Below are 15,151 nucleotides of genomic sequence, written 5' to 3' on the forward strand. Positions count from 1 at the left end.
GACCACGCCGGCGCTGACGCCGATACCGGTCCACCAGCCCGGGGCCTCCATGGCCTCGAGCTCCTGCATGCCCAGCTCCAGGGCGGGGAAGGTCTCGTTCGCGAGGTTGTCCTGCATGGTGTTCTCCTGTTTCCGTGTGGGTTGGTCAGTCAGAAGTGCGGGGTGTACCGCCGTGCGCGGTACGGGCACCTCAGGTGGCGATGAGGGCCGCGGAGGCGACGTACGAGCCGTAGCCGGCGGCGGAGGTGACGACCACGCCGGCGCTGACGCCGATACCGGTCCACCAGCCCGGGGCCTCCATGGCCTCGAGCTCCTGCATGCCCAGCTCCAGGGCGGGGAAGGTCTCGATCGCGAGGTTGTCCTGCATGAGAGGTACTCCTGTTCCGTGCGGGTTGATCAGGGCGTGGGACGTGCTGTGTGGGAGGCGTGCTCCCGTCCGCACCTCGCGGCGTTGCCTGCGGGTGCGGAAGTTCGTGGTGCCGGGCCGGTGTCAGGCCGCGGCGGCGTCGGCCAGCAGGCCGTACACGTCGTCGGTGCGCAGGCCGCCGAGCATCGGCAGTCCGGCGCCCCAGGCGCGGACGGTGCGGTGCGCGATCTCGGCGAGCCGGTCGGGGCCCGCGCTGATGTCGCGGTGGATCCCCCAGGAGTCGGCGAGGGCTTCGATGCCGGCCGCCGGGTCCGCGGGGAGGTTCCCGGGGTCGGTGGCCCGCAGCCGGGACCACAGGCGGTGCAGCCGGTCGGCGGAGCCGAGCCGTGCCTCGCCGGCGGCGATGGCCCGCCACAGGTGCGGGAGGATCGCCGCGACCGCGGTCATCTTGCGCACGCCGAGGGCGGAGGAGAGCTCGTTGGCGATGAGCCAGCCCTTGACCGCGTACAGGTCGCGGCCGAGGTGGGCCCATTCGGCGTGGCTGAGGCCGCTGAGTTTGGCGATCTCCAGCCGCAGCCGGTCGTCGGTGGGGCGGCCGGCGCGGCGCGCGGCGCGCACCTCGTGTCCCAGCAGCACCAGCCGTTCGGCGATGGTCTCCACCAGGGCGTCCTCGGTGGGCAGGTCCCCGTGGTCGCCGACGTAGGGGCTGACCACGCGGTGGAGTGCTTCGAGGACTCCTTCGGCGACGAGTTCGTCGTCGAGGGTGGCGGTGGCGACCGGGTCCAGGACGGCTGCCCTGGGCCTCAGTGCGGTGCCCATCACCAGCCGCTTCCCGTGGCCGGGGTAGCCGAGGCAGGCGACGCCGCTGGACTCGGTGCCGGTGCCGACCGTGGTGGGTACGGCGACCAGCGGAAGACCGCGGCGGGTGGTGTGGCCGAGGACCAGCAGTCCGCTGCGCTGCGGCACCGTGAGGCGGGCGTACGCGTCGGGGTTGGTCCGGATCAGGGCGGCCAGCTTGGCCTGGTCGAGGAGGGAGCCCCCGCCGATGCCGACGAGCAGTTCGGCGTCCGCGACCCGGCCGGCGAGCGCGGCGACGGAGTCCAGGTCGCCGGGGCCGGACAGCTCCAGCACCGTGGTCTCGTACCGGTCCCCGGCGAGCAGGGTCCGTACGCGGTCGGTGACGGGGGCGGCGGCGACGGCCGGGTCGACGAGGACGGTGATCCGTCGTTCGGGGCGTCCGGTGAACCAGGCGCCCAGGCTGTCGCAGCCGATCAGCTGCTGGGCCGGGGCGTGCCAGCCGGCGCTCACGCCAGGGCCTCGGCGGCCGGGGCGGCGGTGCGGGCCAGGTGGAGGTCCAGTCCGGCGGTGACGGCGGCGAGGAGTTCGGTGAGTTCGGCGTCGGTGTAGGTGAGGGCGGGGAAGAGCTGGATGCCGTTGACGCCGGGGTGGACGATGGCGCCGGCGTCGCGGATGGCGCGGACGAGGGCGTGGACCTGGTCCTGCGGGAAGGGGGTGCCGTCCGGGTCGCACAGCCGGACGGAGCGGAAGCAGCCGAGGCCGGTGGTGGCGGCGACCCGGGGGTGGCCGGCGACGAGGGCGTCGAGTTCGGTGTCGAGGCGCTGCGCCAGGCGCCGGCCGAGTGCGACCGCGTCGAGGCGGCGCATCTCGTCGAGGGTGGCGGTGATGGTGGCGCAGGTGACGGGGGTGCCGGCCTGGGTCTCGCCGTGGGTGAGCATGGCGTCGGCGTCGGTGAAGGCCTGCGCCACCTGGCGGGAGGCGATGACGACGGCGGCGGCGCTGGTGCCGTTGGTGAGTCCCTTGGAGGAGACGAGCAGGTCGGGCTGTTCGGCCCACTGCTGGGAGGCGAAGAGGCTGCCGGTGCGGCCGAAACCGGTGGCGACCTCGTCGGCGACGAGCAGGAAGCCGTGTTCGCGGCGCAGCCGGAGCAGTTCGGCGAGGTACTCCTCGGTGAGGGGTACGGCTCCGCTGCCGAGGACGGGTTCGACGACGACGGCGGCGATCTGGGCGCCCTGGCGGGCCATGAGCGCGTTCAGCTCGGCGGGGTCGTTGGGGGCGACGTGGCGGACGAACCGCTGGTCGACGCCGTACAGCTGCTGGCCGAGGTCGTCGCCGGTGAGGGCGAAGCTGCCGAAGGTCAGGCCGTGGTAGCTGCCGCGCAGGCCGACGACGACCTTGCGGCGGGGTTCGTCGCGCAGGGCGTGGTAGTGCCGGGCGACCTTCATGACGAGGTCGTTGGCGGCGCCGCCGGAGGTGGAGAACAGCACCCGGCCGTAGTGGGCGGGCCCGGCCGCTTCGACGAGGGCTTCGGCGGCGCGGCGGGCGTGTGCGTTCTCGTAGCGGAAGACGGAGAGGTACGAGGCTTCGCGGAGGGCTTCGGCGGCGGCGCGGGCGATGGCCTCGTTGCCGTAGCCGATGTTGGTGTTCCACAGGCCGCTGGAGCCGTCGAGGAGTTCCCGGCCGTCGGCGAAGCGGACGCGTACGCCGTGCGCGGAGACGGCGCAGGTGTCGTCGCGGCCCTGGTCCTGGGGGGCGGTCAGGGAGGGCCACAGCGGGTGGTGGCCGGGGGGCGTGGTCGTGGTGTCGTTCACGGGGTCACCTCCGTTTCGAGGAGTACGTCGTGGTGGCGTTCGCCGACGGCGGGCAGCGGGTGGCGGGAGCGGACCGAGAACCCGGCGGCGGCCAGTTCGGCCTCCAGGAGTCCGGCGGGCAGGACGCCGATGGTGGTGGTGCACACCTGGACGGGGCCTCCGTCGCCCCCGTCGCCCCCGTCGCCGAGGCCGGCGGGGAAGAGGGTGACGGTGCGGCTGCCGGAGTCGGGCGTCCAGTGTTCGAAGAGGCGGTAGGCGCGGCCGCTGTCCGTCACGATCTCCATGTCGATCTCGACGGGTCCCTCGCCGGTGCCGGCCATGTCGACCGTCGAGAGGAGGAACCGGCCGCCGGGCTCCAGGTGTTCGCGGACGGCCCGGTAGAGGCCGGTGCGGCCTTCGGCGTCGAGCAGGGAGATGGTGGTGGTGCCCAGCACGATCGCGCCGAAGCGGCGGCCGAGGTCGAAGGCGCTCATGTCGGCCCGGACGGGCACGCAGCGTGCGCGCAGTGCGGGCGGGGCGGCCGCGAGGCGCTGGTCGAGCAGCTCCAGCATGTAGGAGGAGAGTTCCAGGGCGGTGACCTGGCGGCCCAGGGCGAGCAGCGGCAGGGTGAGGCGCCCGGATCCGGCGGCCAGGTCGAGGACGTCGCCGGGGATGCGGCGGACCAGGGCGAGCAGCTCGCGCACCTCGTGGGTGCCGGTGCCGGCGAGGTCGTGGTAGACGGTCGCGCCGACCTCGTCGTACAGGTCGCGCAGGACGGCCCGGTCGCCGAGGGAGGCGAGGAGTTCGCCGGCGCGTCCGGGGACGTCGGCGGGGGTGGGGACGCGGTGGCCCGCGTCGGACATCGGCTTGGTGATCGTCATCGTCGTCATGGCGGTCAGTGCCCCGCCGTCACGAGTGCGGCGGACCGCAGGGTGACCCCGGCGTCCTCGAAGTAGGCGGCGACCTGTTCCAGGCCCGCCCGGTCGGCGTAGGAGGCGCCCGCCTCCACCGAGCCGGCGACGAGCAGCACCTCGGCGAGGCCTGCGGCGACCGGGTCGAGGCCGAAGGTGCGCCCGCTCGCCGTGTCGTGGACGAAGGCGTCCTCGCCCGACCACAGGAGCAGCGGCAGCTGCGCGTCGGCGGTGTCCGCGGCGGCGTCGGCGGGGACGGAGGCCGCGGCGGCGTTCAGCCGGCCGCCGAACCCGGAGACCCGTACGTCGGCGGCGAGGCCGCGGGCCCGCAGGTCGCGGACGGCGGAGACGGCGGCGAGGTAGCGGCCCAGCCAGGGGCGTTCCGCGGCGGGTCCGCCGTCGGCGCCGGCGGTGGCGTCGAGGAGCCAGCGGGTGTCGAGCTGCTCCAGGGTGTCCTCGCCGAGGACGCCGAGCCGGCCGCCGCCCGGGGTGGTGGACAGGACGCCGTCCTGGTCGGCGTAGAGGCGGCGGCGGGGGCCGTCGCCGGCCGGGCCCGCGCCGAGGGCGGGCAGGTCGGCGAGCTGGATGACGGGGTTGGTGAGGAAGTCGGGGAAGGTGCCCTCCTGCCGGGCCTGGTCGGCGTCGGCGAGGTAGGCGTCGAGGTCCATGTCGTCGGCGACGCGGATCAGCGTCGGGCCGACCACGGACATGTAGGCGCTGACTCCGTAGTTCTGGATCTGGAGGTAGAAGTCCGTGCCGAGGGAGCATTCCAGGCCGGGTTCGCTCAGCGAACCCTCGTAGCCGGCGACGACGGGGCCGTCCGGAATTCCCGCGTCCGGGGTGTGGCCGGGGGCGAACACCACCGAGTGCGGTCCTACGAGGTCGGAGCCGAGCAGCGTGGAAAGGTGGTCCGGATTCTCCAGGACGACCGTCGCGGAGCCCGTCGCGGAAAGCTCCGCCCCCGGCTTTCCGGTACCCCAGAGCATCAGATGCCGTTTGATTCCCGCCATGACTCCCCCTTCAAGGAATGCGAAGCAATGTGAAGCGATGTGAAGCGATGTGAAGCGATTCGGTGGACGGCTCCGGCCGGGGCCTGATCGGCGCCGGATCCGGGCACGCCGGACCGGGGCCCGGCCGTGCTGGGGCCGGACCCGGACGTTCCGGGGTCAGGCCAGGGCGGACAGAATCGTCCTGAGTTCTTCGGAGGCCGCCTGCGGGCCGTAGCAATTGGCCACGCCGGTGGCGTTCAGGACGACTTCGTCGACGCCCGCCTCCTCGTACTCCTTCAGCTGTGCGACGAGTTCCGTGATGTCGCCGTTGAGGAATCCGCGCCCTTCGACGAGGGCCCGCGCGTCCAGCTCCCGGTCCGTGCCGGTGATGCCGATCCCGGACTTGCGCAGCATGTCGACGTAGTGCGGGAGCCCCAGGTGCGCGGAGTTGCTGGCCAGCGCGATCTCGCCGGCCGTGCGGTCCTTCCTGGCGAGCGCCAGCGGCACCATCGCCGTCAGCCTGGGCACCGGCCGGCCGGCCTTCTCCGCGCCTTCGCGCAGTGCCGGCAGGACGGTGTCCCGCAGGTAGGCGGCCGGGGTCAGCCAGGTGATCGCCACGTCGGCGACCTCTCCGGCGAGCCGGGCCATGGCGGGCCGCAGCACGCCGAGGCCGATCTCCACCGGGGCGGAGGGGAAGGGCGCCAGCTTCGCGTCGCAGGTGACGTAGTCGCCGTCGATCTGCACGTGTTCCCCGGCCAGCAGGCCGCGCACGGCCGTCAGGTACTCGCGGGCCGCGGTCAGGGGACTGCGGTACGGGGCCCCGCGCAGGGCCTGCTGGAGGGAGGGTGCCCCGGGGCCGAAGCCCGCGGTGACCGGCTGCCCGGTGGCCAGGGCCAGCGAGCGGGCCTGGAGGGCGGCCTCGTAGGGGTGGCGCAGCGGCATGAGCGTGACGCCCAGGCCGGCGGGGACCCGGAAGCCGGCTCCCGCGGCGTGGACGAACCCCTGGTGGGGTTCGACCATCAGGGACTGCCCCTGCCAGAGCCGGTGCGCCTGGGTCCAGTGGACGAGGCCGGCGTAGGGGAGGATCTGTTCGGGCCGGGTCGGCAGGAACGGTATGAGTACCGAGTGGGTGGTCATGGTGCGGCTCCCTTCCTTCCTCGTCTTGTGTTCCGTGGCCTTGGTGTGTCGTGTGTGTCCTGCTGTTAAACCCAGTCGAAGGTTTCGCGCCGGTCGACGGGGAGCTTCACCTTGGTCCCGCACTTCGTGAAGTCGACGTCTTCGAGTTCCACGACGGAGAGGAAGCAGCGGGCCTTGTCGGCCGCCTGACCGGACGCGGTGAGCTGGTCCTGGGCCGGCGGGTGGATGAAAGGCCCGGAGAAGGTCAGTCCGGCCGCGATCGCGAATCCCGCGGTGAGAGCGGCGATTCGGGTGCGTCCGCCGAGCTGGTTCTTCTTCATCGTTTCCCCCTGTGTGCTTCGCCGTTGTTCCGACATGGAGAAGACTGCCGTTCGCCGGACTCGCTTTCGAGCGTTTCCGGACGCAGCTTCCTGCGTCGCCGCGTGCAACAAGTTGCACGACGAGCTGCGGGGATGTGGGAACCAAGACCGGTAGGAACGCTTCCGTTACCCATGGTCAGCCGGTGTCCGCGTTCGTATGATCAGCCCACCGTGCTGACCACACGGGGCACCATCACAAGGGGGAACCATGCACGCCGGAAGCCTCATCCACTTGGGGATGTCAGCCGAGGACGAAGACCTGTACAGATGCCTGCTCCGCCTCACGGAGGGCACGCCCCCCGTACTGGCCGAGCACCTCGGGGCGCCGGTGGACGAGGTGGAGGAGTGGCTCGCGCGGCTGGAGTCGATGGAGCTGACCTCCCTGGCCGACAACGGCAGCATCCGGCCGGCCCCGCCCGCGATCGCCGTGCAGCGGCTGATCGACCTGCGGCTGCGGGAGCTCCAGGAGGAGCTGCGGCGGGTGGCGGCCGAACAGCGGGTGGTGGAATCGCTGCTGGCGGAGCGGGACGCCGTACGCCCGGCCGTGCGCGAGGCGTCGGAGCGGCCGGCCATCGAGCGGGTGGAGGGGACGCCCAACGTCCGGGCGGTGATCGACGAGCTGACCTTCTTCACCCGTGAGGAGGGTCTGACCACGCAGCCGCACGGGGCGCTGAGCGCGGCCAGCATCGAGGCGTCCCGGCCGCTGGACGCCCGGATCCTGCGGCGGGGCATCAAGATGCGCACGATCATGCGCCCGGCGGCGGTGGAGGACGCGCCGACGCTGGCCTACCTCCAGGAGATCTCGGCGATGGGGGCGGACATCCGGATCTCGGACAAGCCGCTGGAACGGATGCTGGTCTTCGACCGGGCGGCGGCGCTGACCCCGATCGACCCGCAGAACCCGCGGCTGGGGGCGCTGGTGATCCGCGAGACGGGCCTCGTCGCCAATCTGGTGTCGCTGTTCGAGCGGATGTGGTCGGACTCGGTGCCGCTGGCGGAGGCGGTCGCGGCCCGGCAGGGCCCGGAGGGCGGGCTGAGCGAGATCGAGCGCAAGGTGCTGGCCACCATGTACCAGGCCGAGAAGGACGAGACGGGGGCCCGCGAGGTCGGCGTGTCGGTCCGCACGTACCGCAAGTACGTGGCGGACCTGATGCAGCGCCTCGGCGCGACGAACCGGTTCCAGGCGGCCCTGCTGGCCCGCGACCACGGCTGGATCTGAGACGCCGGCCCGTACCGGCCCGGGGACCTCTTAGCCTGGGCGGCATGACGAGCGACCCGAGCAGCGGCGAATTCCACGAGGTCCTGCACTCCCTGCGGGTGTGGGACGTCCCGCTCCCCGGATTCGACCCGGCGGGCGCGCCCGGCGCGCCGCTGGAGCTGTTCCGGGAGTGGTTCCTGCACGCCGCGCGGGCGGGGCAGCCTGAGCCGCACACGATGAGCCTCGCGACGGTGGACGCCGAGGGCCGGCCGGACGCGCGCGTGCTGATGCTGCACGACGCCGACGAGCGGGGCTGGCACTTCGCCTCGCACTCCACGAGCGCCAAGGGCCGCCAGCTGGCGGGCCGGGCGGACGCGGCGCTGGTCTTCTACTGGCCGGCGGTGGCACGGCAGGTGCGGATCCGGGGCCGGGTCGTGGCCTGCGGGCCCGAGGAGAGCCGGGCGGACCTGGCGGTGCGCTCGCGCGGGGCGCTGGCGGCCGCGCTGACCGGCCGCCAGAGCGAGGTGCTGGGCTCCGCCGAGGAGCTGGCGCGGGCCTCGGCGGCGGCGTGGGAGCGGGCCGGCTCCGAGCCGGACGCCCCCGCACCGACCTGGACCCGCTACGTACTGGAGCCCGCCGAGGCGGAGTTCTTCCAGGGCGACGCCGCCCGCCGCCACGTCCGCCTGCGCTACCGCCGGGCGGCGGGGGGTGCCGGCTGGGTCCGGGAACTCCTCTGGCCCTGAGCCGCGTCACCCGGGGCGGACGCGCCCGGGGCGGGCTCCAGTCAGGTCGAGGTGTGGGGGATCGCATGGGAACGCTGGTCGCGTCCGACGTCATCGGCGCGCGCGAGGACAGGTTCGACTGGTTCTGCGAGACCATCTCCAGCCATGTGATGCCCGTCCTGCTGAGCAGCCGGCACACGGCCGATTTCCGGGCGGGCATCACGGATCTGGACCTCGGAGTGGTGCGCCTGTCCGCCGTGACCTGCTCACCGGTGAGCTCGCGCCGCACCATGACCCACGTCCGGCAGGGCGATCCGGAGCACCTGCAGCTGGCGCTCCTCACCCGGGGCGCCGTCCGGATCTCCCAGCGGGGCGGCGAATCGGTGGTCTCGGGGGGACTCGTCCTCACGGACACCTCACGGCCGAGCGAGGCGGCGTCCGCGGACGAGACGCTCGCATCGGTGGTCGTGCAGATCCCCCGCCAGGCCCTGGCGCTCGGCTCGGACCGGCTGGACGGCCTCCTCGCACGGAACCTGCCCGCGGGCACGGGGTCGGGAGCGATCCTCGCCGGCTTCATGGAGTCGCTGCTCGCACAGGCCCCGCACTGCGGCCCGGAGGAGCTGCACGCGCTGGGGGCCGCCACCCTCGACCTGGCCACCGCGTTCCTCGCCCGGCAGCTCGGGGACCCCGGCACGGCGCCCGCCGAGGCCCGTGCGCGGGAGACGCTCCAGCGGATCCACCGCTTCGTCGAGAACAACCTCGGCGACCCGGACCTGACCCCCCGGGCGATCGCGGACCGGCACCACATCTCGCTGCGGCGCCTCCACGCCCTCTTCGGCGACCAGCCCCTGACCGTCGCGGCGTACATCCGCCGGAGCCGCCTGGAGCGCGCCCGCGCCGACCTCGCCCGCGCGGAGCTCAGCGGCCACCCCGTCCAGGCGATCGCGGCCCGCTGGGGGTTCACCAGCGCCACCGGCTTCAGCCGGGCGTTCCGGGAGGCGTACGGAATCACGCCGACCGAGCACCGCGCGTCCTGCCTGGGCGCCCCGCGGCAGCACGCAGAGTGCAGGAACCCGGCACGCCACGAACACCGCCACGCCGCGCCGATGGCTAGATTCGACTCCGGATGACGGCTGCCGGCCCCTGCCCGAATCAGGGGTCCGGCGGCTCCTCCCGCCGTCCTGAGCCGCCGGGAGGTCCAGGGCGCTTCAGCCCGACTCCGGCCGGAAGACCGGCACCCACACCCCCTCCGCCGCCTCGCGGAAGGCGGCGCGCAGGGGCATGCCGATGCGGAGGTCCCCGTACGGGCAGTCGACGACCTCGGTCATCATCCGGGGTCCCTCCGCGAGGTCGACGACGGCCGCCGCGTAGGGGACGCGGGTGCCGAAGGGCGGGAGGTCGTTGCGGTGGACGACGGACCAGGTGTAGAGGGTGGCGCGGCCGCTCGCCTCCTCCCAGGTGACGCGGTCCTCGCCGGCCCAGCAGGAGGGGCAGAACTCGCGCGGGTAGTGGTGGGCGCGCCCGCAGTCGGCGCAGCGGCGCAGCAGGAGACGGCCCCCGGCCGCCGCGTCCCAGTAGGGGCGGGTGAACTCGTCCGTCTCGGGGAGGTCGTACCGTGCGGCGCTCAAAGGAAGAGTCCGATCGTCGCGTCGAGGGACCAGGTCTGCCAGGACATCGCGCCGAGCGCGACGAGGGAGATGAGGGCCATCATCGAGTTCTGGCCCTGCTCGGCCCAGTCGTGGATCATCAGGACCAGGTAGAGCAGGTTGAGGAGCAGGCCGCCGACGAGGGCGACGGGGGTCAGGAAGCCGAGCACGAGGCCGAGGCCCAGGGCGAGTTCGGCGTAGACGACCACGTACGCCATCAGCCGCGGGCGGGGCTGGACGACCTTCTCGAAGCCGCCCTTGACGAAGCCCCAGCGGTGCTTGCCGGCGACGTCGGCGGCCCAGGCCATGCCGGTGCCGCGTTCGAACCAGCCCTTCTTGTCCTTGTGCCGCCAGCTCTCCAGCCACCACAGGCCGAGGCCTATCCGCAGCACGGCGAGCCATTCGGCGCCGGTGAGCCAGATGGTCTGCACGGTTCGCCCCTCCACCCACTCGATCTGACGGTACGTCAGTTCAGCGGATCGACGGCGATCCCGCAAGGGGCCGGGCGCGACGGGGCCGGGCTCAGGGGGCCGAGAACAGGCGGCCGTAGCCCGTGACCCCCTTCACCGGCTCGCCCGCCGCGCGCAGGGCGGCCCACAGCAGCACCTGGTTCGCGGTCAGCACCGGCCGCTCCAGCTCCGCCTCCAGGGCCTCGATCACCCCGACCGCCCGGAAGCCGTTGCCGCCGACGACCACCGCCTGCGCCGCGTCGGGGACCTGCTCCAGCACCCAGCCGTACAGGGCGTCCGGCCGGATCAGCGCCTGCCCGCTGGGCAGCCCGCACGGGGCCGCGTACGGCACTTCGAAGCCGGCCTCCTCGTAGTAGCCCCGCCCCAGGTCGCTCAGGGTGGCGTCGAACCACGGCGGATCGACCAGCGCGAGCCGCTCGACCCCGAGCGCGCGCAGCGCTCCGACGGCGGCGGCGCAGGTGGCGACCACGGGCAGGCCGCCGGCGCGCTCGGTCAGCCGCTCCAGCATGTACGCCTCCCCGCGCGCGCCGATCACGTACGCGGAGCTGGTGAAGGCGTACGCGATCGCCGCCACCGGCGCGGCCGCCAGCAGCTCGGCCGCGTCGTCCACGTGCGGCGGCTCGGCGAAGGCCCGGACGGGGGCGAGCGGCACGGTCAGGCCCATCTCGCCGCCGGGCCCCATCGCGGCGAACGGCACCCGGGCGGCGTGCAGGCCCACGTCCGCCGGGGCCATGGCGCGCAGCTCCGACTCGGGGCCGACGTCGGCGTGGGGGGTGAGGACTCCGAGGCGGACGCGCACGTCCCACCCGTCGGGCTGCCACATCGCGCACGCGCTCCTCTCGGGGGCCGGATGTCCCATTTTGTCACCACCCGAGCCGTACGGGCGGCGGGCCGCGCCGGGCGGGGGCACGCCCGTGACCGATCCGCAATCGATTCCCTCCTCGTCCGAGACCCGTCAACGCCGTGTGTCGATACGCTCACTGGCCATGCCCGAGCCCGACCTGACCTCCACCGAGCCCCGCCCCGTGTACGTGATCGGCGCCGGCCCCGGCGGGCTCGCCGTCGCCGCCGCGCTGCGCGCCCGCGGGGTGCGCGCGGTGGTCGTCGAGCGGAGCGGCGCGGTCGGCGCCTCCTGGCGCGGCCACTACGACCGGCTGCGGCTGCACACCACCCGGCGGCTGTCGGCCCTGCCCGGGCTGGCGATCCCGCGCCGCTTCGGACGCTGGGTCGCGCGGGCCGACGTGGTCCGGTACCTGGAGAAGTACGCCGAGTTCCACGGGCTGGAGCTGGTGACGGGGGTCGAGGTGACCCGGATCGAGCGCGCCGCCGACGGGGAGGGCTGGACCCTGCACGCCTCGGGCGGGCGACTGCTCGCGGCCCGCGCGGTGGTGGTGGCGACCGGCTACAACCACACCCCGGCACTGCCCGACTGGCCGGGCCGCGAGGGGTACACCGGGCGGCTGCTGCACGCCCGCGACTACCGCAACCCGGCCCCGTACGCCGGGCAGGACGTGCTCGTCGTCGGCGTCGGCAACACCGGCGCGGAGATAGCCGCCGACCTCGCCGAGGGCGGCGCCGCGCGGGTGCGGCTCGCCGTGCGCACCGTTCCGCACCTCGTGCGCCGCTCCACCCTGGGCTGGCCGGCGCAGCGTACGGGGATCCTGGTGCGCAGGCTGCCGGTGCGGCTCGTGGACCGGCTGGGCGCGCTCGCCGCCAAGGCCGTCCCCGACCTGACGGCGTACGGTCTGCCGCGCCCGGCCTCGGGCCTGTACAGCAGGGTCCTGGAGGGGGCGGTGCCGGTGCAGGACGTCGGCCTGATCAAGGCCGTGCGCAGGGGCCGGGTGGAGCCGGTGGCCGCCGTGACCGGCTTCGACGGCGGCGAGGTGGTACTGGCCGACGGTACGCGGATCACCCCGGACGCGGTGGTGGCGGCGACGGGTTACCGGCGCGGGCTGGAGGGGCTGGTGGGCCACCTGAACGTACTGGACGAGCGCGGCCGACCCATCGCCCACGGCCCCCGCGCACCGCGCAACGCACCGGGGCTGCACTTCACCGGGTACACGAACCCGATCAGCGGGATGCTCCGCGAACTGTCCATGGACGCGGTGCGCATAGCGAAGGCACTCTCCCGCGACTAGACGACCCGGCGGGCCGGACGGACCGGACGGACCGGTGGCCCGGACGGACCGGTGGCCCCGGGGGCCGGAGGGCCGAAATGGACTCTGTACCGGAGCGGGCGGCTCTGGCACCGTTCAAGCACACCACCTCCACCACCTTTCCTGCGCATCCCTGTTCCTGACGGCGCGTCAGTTCAGTAATCTGACTACGCGTCAGCTATGGACTCTTCGAGCAGGGCGGGCGAAGCGATGCTTGGATCTACTCACGGCACCCTCACCACCGACTTCCGCGCACGCGTCGAGGCCTGCGGGGAGACCCCCAGGACGGCCGTCCACTCCACGGCGACACCCGAGGACTCGGACGCCCTGGACGTCAGCGGACGGCCCCTGCACTCCGACGTGCCCGACCTGGACCGGTTCTTCCGGCCCGAGTCCGTGGCGGTCATCGGCGCCTCCGACGCCGAGGGCAGGCCCAACACCGGCATCACCCGGCAGCTCATCACCTGGGCCGAACGCGTCGGCGCCCGCGTCCACCCCGTGCACCCGACCCGCACCGCCGTCTTCGGACTGCCCTGTCACGCCACCGTGGCCGAGCTGCCCGAACAGGTCGACCTCGCGGTGCTCCTCGTCGCGGACCCGATCCCCGTCATCGAGGAACTGGCCGACACCAAGGTCAAGTTCGCCGTCGCCTTCGCCTCCGGCTTCGCCGAGACCGGCGACGCGGGCGCCGCCGCCCAGGCCCGCCTGGCCGCCGCCGTACGCCGCTCCGGGCTGCGGCTGCTCGGCCCGAACACCAACCTCAACGCCTTCGAGGAGTTCCGCGAGGACCTCGACGGCCCCGCCATCGCCCTCATCACCCAGTCCGGGCACCAGGGCCGGCCCGTCTACACCCTCCAGGAGCTCGGCATCCGCCTCTCCCACTGGGCGCCGACCGGCAACGAGGCCGACCTGGAGACCTCCGACTTCATCTCCTACTTCTCCGAGCGGCCCGAGGTCGGGGCCATCGCCTGCTACGTCGAAGGCCTCAAGGACGGCCGCGCCTTCCTCCTCGCCGCCGACCGCGCCGCCCGCAACGGGGTCCCCGTCGTCGCCGTCAAGGTCGGCCGCACCGAGACCGGCGCCCGCATGGCCGCCTCCCACACCGGCAAGCTCACCGGGGCCGACACCGTCGTGGACGCCGCCATGCGGCAGTTCGGGGTCATCCGGGTCGACGGTCTGGACGAGCTCCAGGACACCGCCGCCCTCCTGGCCCGGGCCCGCCCGCCGCGGGCCGACGGGGTCGTCGTGTACTCCATCTCCGGCGGCACCGGCGCCCACTTCTCCGACCTGGCCACCGAGGCCGGGCTGACCCTCCCCACCCTCTCGGACGCCAAACAGGCCGAGCTCCACCAGTGGATCCCCTCCTACCTGAACGTCGCCAACCCCGTCGACAACGGCGGCCACCCCGTCGGCGACTGGCGCGGCCGCAAGATCATCGACGCGATCCTCGCCGACCCGTCGGTCGGGGTCCTGATCTGCCCGATCACCGGCCCCTTCCCCCCGATGAGCGACAAGCTCGCGCAGGACCTGGTCGACGCCGCCGAAGCCACCGACAAGCTGGTCTGCGTCATCTGGGGCTCCCCCGTCGGCACCGAGGAGGCCTACCGCACCACCCTCCTCGGCTCCTCCCGCGTCGCCACCTTCCGCACCTTCGGCAACTGCATCACCGCCGTCCGCGCCTACCTCGAACACCACCGCTTCACGGCCGCCTACCGCTCCCCCTTCGCCGACGCCCCCCGCACCCCGTCCCCCTCCCACCGCAAGGCGCAGGCCCTGATGCGGCCCGGCCAGCAGCTCAGCGAACACGCCGCCAAGCAGCTGCTGCGCGCGTACGGCATCCGCGTCCCGCGCGAGCAGCTCGTCACCAGCGCGGCGGCGGCGGTCCGCGCGGCGGGGCTGGTCGGGTACCCGGTGGTCATGAAGGCCTCGGGCCCCCAGCTCGCCCACAAGACGGAACTCGGCCTGGTCAAGGTCGGCCTCACCTCGGCCAGCCAGATCCGCGACGCGTACCGCGAGCTGACGGACATAGCCCGCTACGAGAACGTCCCGCTGGACGGGATCCTGGTCTGCCAGATGATCGAACGCGGAGTCGAGATGGTCGTCGGCGTCACCCAGGACCCCCTCTTCGGCCCCACCGTCACCGTCGGCCTCGGCGGCGTCCTGGTGGAGGTCCTGCGCGACGCGGCGGTCCGGGTACCCCCCTTCGGGGAGGACCAGGCCCGCACGATGCTCCGCGAACTGCGCGGGCACGCGCTGCTGGAAGGCGTACGGGGGGCTCCGCCGGCGGACGTGGACGCGCTGGTGGAGGTCGTCCTGAGGGTCCAGCGGATGGCGCTGGAACTGGGCGACGACCTCTCCGAGCTGGACATCAACCCCCTGATGGTGCTGCCCCGGGGGCAGGGGGCGGTGGCACTGGACGCGCTTGCGGTGTGCCGCTGAGCTCCGCAGGGTGCGGGGGTTGCGGGGCGGGGCCGGTGGTGTGCCGCTGCGCGGGGCTGTTCCCCTACCCGCCCTTCCACCGTTCCCCGGGCGCTGCCCGGACCCCTCCTGGGGGCTCCGCCCCCAGACCCCCGCGCCTCAGTCGCCGGCGAGGCTATGTATAGCCTCG

Annotated in this window: 16 protein-coding genes; 5 read left to right on the forward strand and 11 right to left on the reverse strand. The window is 73.7% G+C overall.

Going from position 1 to position 15,151, the window contains the following annotated elements; genetic code table 11:
* From ACQKM2_RS29430 to ACQKM2_RS29465, 8 genes are all read right to left on the reverse strand, one after another.
* Positions 1-117, reverse strand: a 117-nt coding sequence (locus ACQKM2_RS29430) for a daptide-type RiPP (protein WP_427714986.1), incomplete at its 3' end; no start/stop codon positions are given.
* 73 nt (positions 118-190) lie between these two features.
* Positions 191-367 (reverse strand): daptide-type RiPP, encoded by a 177-nt coding sequence (locus ACQKM2_RS29435; protein WP_427714954.1) that lies wholly within the window; start codon positions 365-367, stop codon positions 191-193.
* Between the two features lie 123 nt (positions 368-490).
* Positions 491-1,675 (reverse strand): daptide-type RiPP biosynthesis dehydogenase, encoded by a 1,185-nt coding sequence (mpaC, locus tag ACQKM2_RS29440; RefSeq protein ID WP_427714956.1) that lies wholly within the window; start codon positions 1,673-1,675, stop codon positions 491-493.
* Positions 1,672-2,976 (reverse strand): daptide-type RiPP biosynthesis aminotransferase, encoded by a 1,305-nt coding sequence (gene mpaD / locus ACQKM2_RS29445; protein ID WP_427714958.1) that lies wholly within the window; start codon positions 2,974-2,976, stop codon positions 1,672-1,674. Before mpaD ends, mpaC begins: the two co-directional genes overlap by 4 nt.
* Positions 2,973-3,845, reverse strand: a complete 873-nt coding sequence (gene mpaM, locus ACQKM2_RS29450; protein WP_427714960.1) for a daptide-type RiPP biosynthesis methyltransferase — start codon at positions 3,843-3,845, stop codon at positions 2,973-2,975. The genes mpaD and mpaM overlap by 4 nt, the downstream gene beginning before the upstream one ends.
* Before the next feature lie 5 nt (positions 3,846-3,850).
* Positions 3,851-4,876, reverse strand: coding sequence for a daptide biosynthesis RiPP recognition protein (gene mpaB / locus ACQKM2_RS29455; RefSeq protein WP_427714962.1), 1,026 nt, complete (start codon positions 4,874-4,876; stop codon positions 3,851-3,853).
* 156 nt (positions 4,877-5,032) lie between these two features.
* Entirely contained in the window at positions 5,033-5,992 is a 960-nt protein-coding gene (locus ACQKM2_RS29460; protein ID WP_427714964.1) for an LLM class flavin-dependent oxidoreductase, read from the reverse strand.
* Between the two features lie 65 nt (positions 5,993-6,057).
* Positions 6,058-6,312, reverse strand: a complete 255-nt coding sequence (locus ACQKM2_RS29465; protein WP_427714965.1) for a hypothetical protein — start codon at positions 6,310-6,312, stop codon at positions 6,058-6,060.
* Positions 6,313-6,589: 277 nt separating this feature from the next.
* Between ACQKM2_RS29465 and ACQKM2_RS29470 the strand changes: the two genes are divergently transcribed.
* The 3 genes from ACQKM2_RS29470 (at position 6,590) to ACQKM2_RS29480 (ending at position 9,401) form a co-directional block, all read left to right on the forward strand.
* The gene (locus ACQKM2_RS29470) at positions 6,590-7,570 is read left to right on the forward strand and encodes a LuxR C-terminal-related transcriptional regulator (RefSeq protein WP_427714967.1); all 981 of its coding nucleotides are present in this window, start codon (positions 6,590-6,592) and stop codon (positions 7,568-7,570) included.
* Positions 7,571-7,614: 44 nt separating this feature from the next.
* The gene (locus tag ACQKM2_RS29475; RefSeq protein ID WP_427714969.1) at positions 7,615-8,292 is read left to right on the forward strand and encodes a pyridoxine/pyridoxamine 5'-phosphate oxidase; all 678 of its coding nucleotides are present in this window, start codon (positions 7,615-7,617) and stop codon (positions 8,290-8,292) included.
* 65 nt (positions 8,293-8,357) lie between these two features.
* Positions 8,358-9,401 carry a helix-turn-helix domain-containing protein gene (locus tag ACQKM2_RS29480; RefSeq protein ID WP_427714971.1) on the forward strand — a complete coding sequence of 348 codons (1,044 nt, stop codon included), beginning with the start codon at positions 8,358-8,360 and terminating at the stop codon, positions 9,399-9,401.
* 78 nt (positions 9,402-9,479) lie between these two features.
* Here ACQKM2_RS29480 and ACQKM2_RS29485 read toward each other — a convergent pair whose 3' ends face one another.
* From ACQKM2_RS29485 to ACQKM2_RS29495, 3 genes are all read right to left on the reverse strand, one after another.
* Positions 9,480-9,899 (reverse strand): Zn-ribbon domain-containing OB-fold protein, encoded by a 420-nt coding sequence (locus tag ACQKM2_RS29485; protein ID WP_427714972.1) that lies wholly within the window; start codon positions 9,897-9,899, stop codon positions 9,480-9,482.
* Positions 9,896-10,348, reverse strand: coding sequence for a DoxX family membrane protein (locus tag ACQKM2_RS29490; RefSeq protein WP_427714973.1), 453 nt, complete (start codon positions 10,346-10,348; stop codon positions 9,896-9,898). Before ACQKM2_RS29490 ends, ACQKM2_RS29485 begins: the two co-directional genes overlap by 4 nt.
* Before the next feature lie 91 nt (positions 10,349-10,439).
* A complete protein-coding gene (locus ACQKM2_RS29495) occupies positions 10,440-11,210 on the reverse strand; it encodes a maleate cis-trans isomerase family protein (RefSeq protein WP_427714974.1) in 771 nt (256 codons plus the stop codon).
* Between the two features lie 163 nt (positions 11,211-11,373).
* Between ACQKM2_RS29495 and ACQKM2_RS29500 the strand changes: the two genes are divergently transcribed.
* Positions 11,374-12,525: a flavin-containing monooxygenase gene (locus ACQKM2_RS29500; protein WP_427714976.1), complete on the forward strand. Its 1,152-nt coding sequence runs from the start codon at positions 11,374-11,376 to the stop codon at positions 12,523-12,525.
* A 228-nt stretch (positions 12,526-12,753) separates the two neighbouring features.
* Entirely contained in the window at positions 12,754-14,982 is a 2,229-nt protein-coding gene (locus ACQKM2_RS29505; RefSeq protein ID WP_427714978.1) for an acetate--CoA ligase family protein, read from the forward strand.
* The last annotated feature ends 169 nt before the right edge of the window (positions 14,983-15,151 follow it).

The sequence above is a fragment of the Streptomyces sp. NPDC004126 genome (assembly GCF_050275515.1).
Lineage (GTDB): Bacteria > Actinomycetota > Actinomycetes > Streptomycetales > Streptomycetaceae > Streptomyces.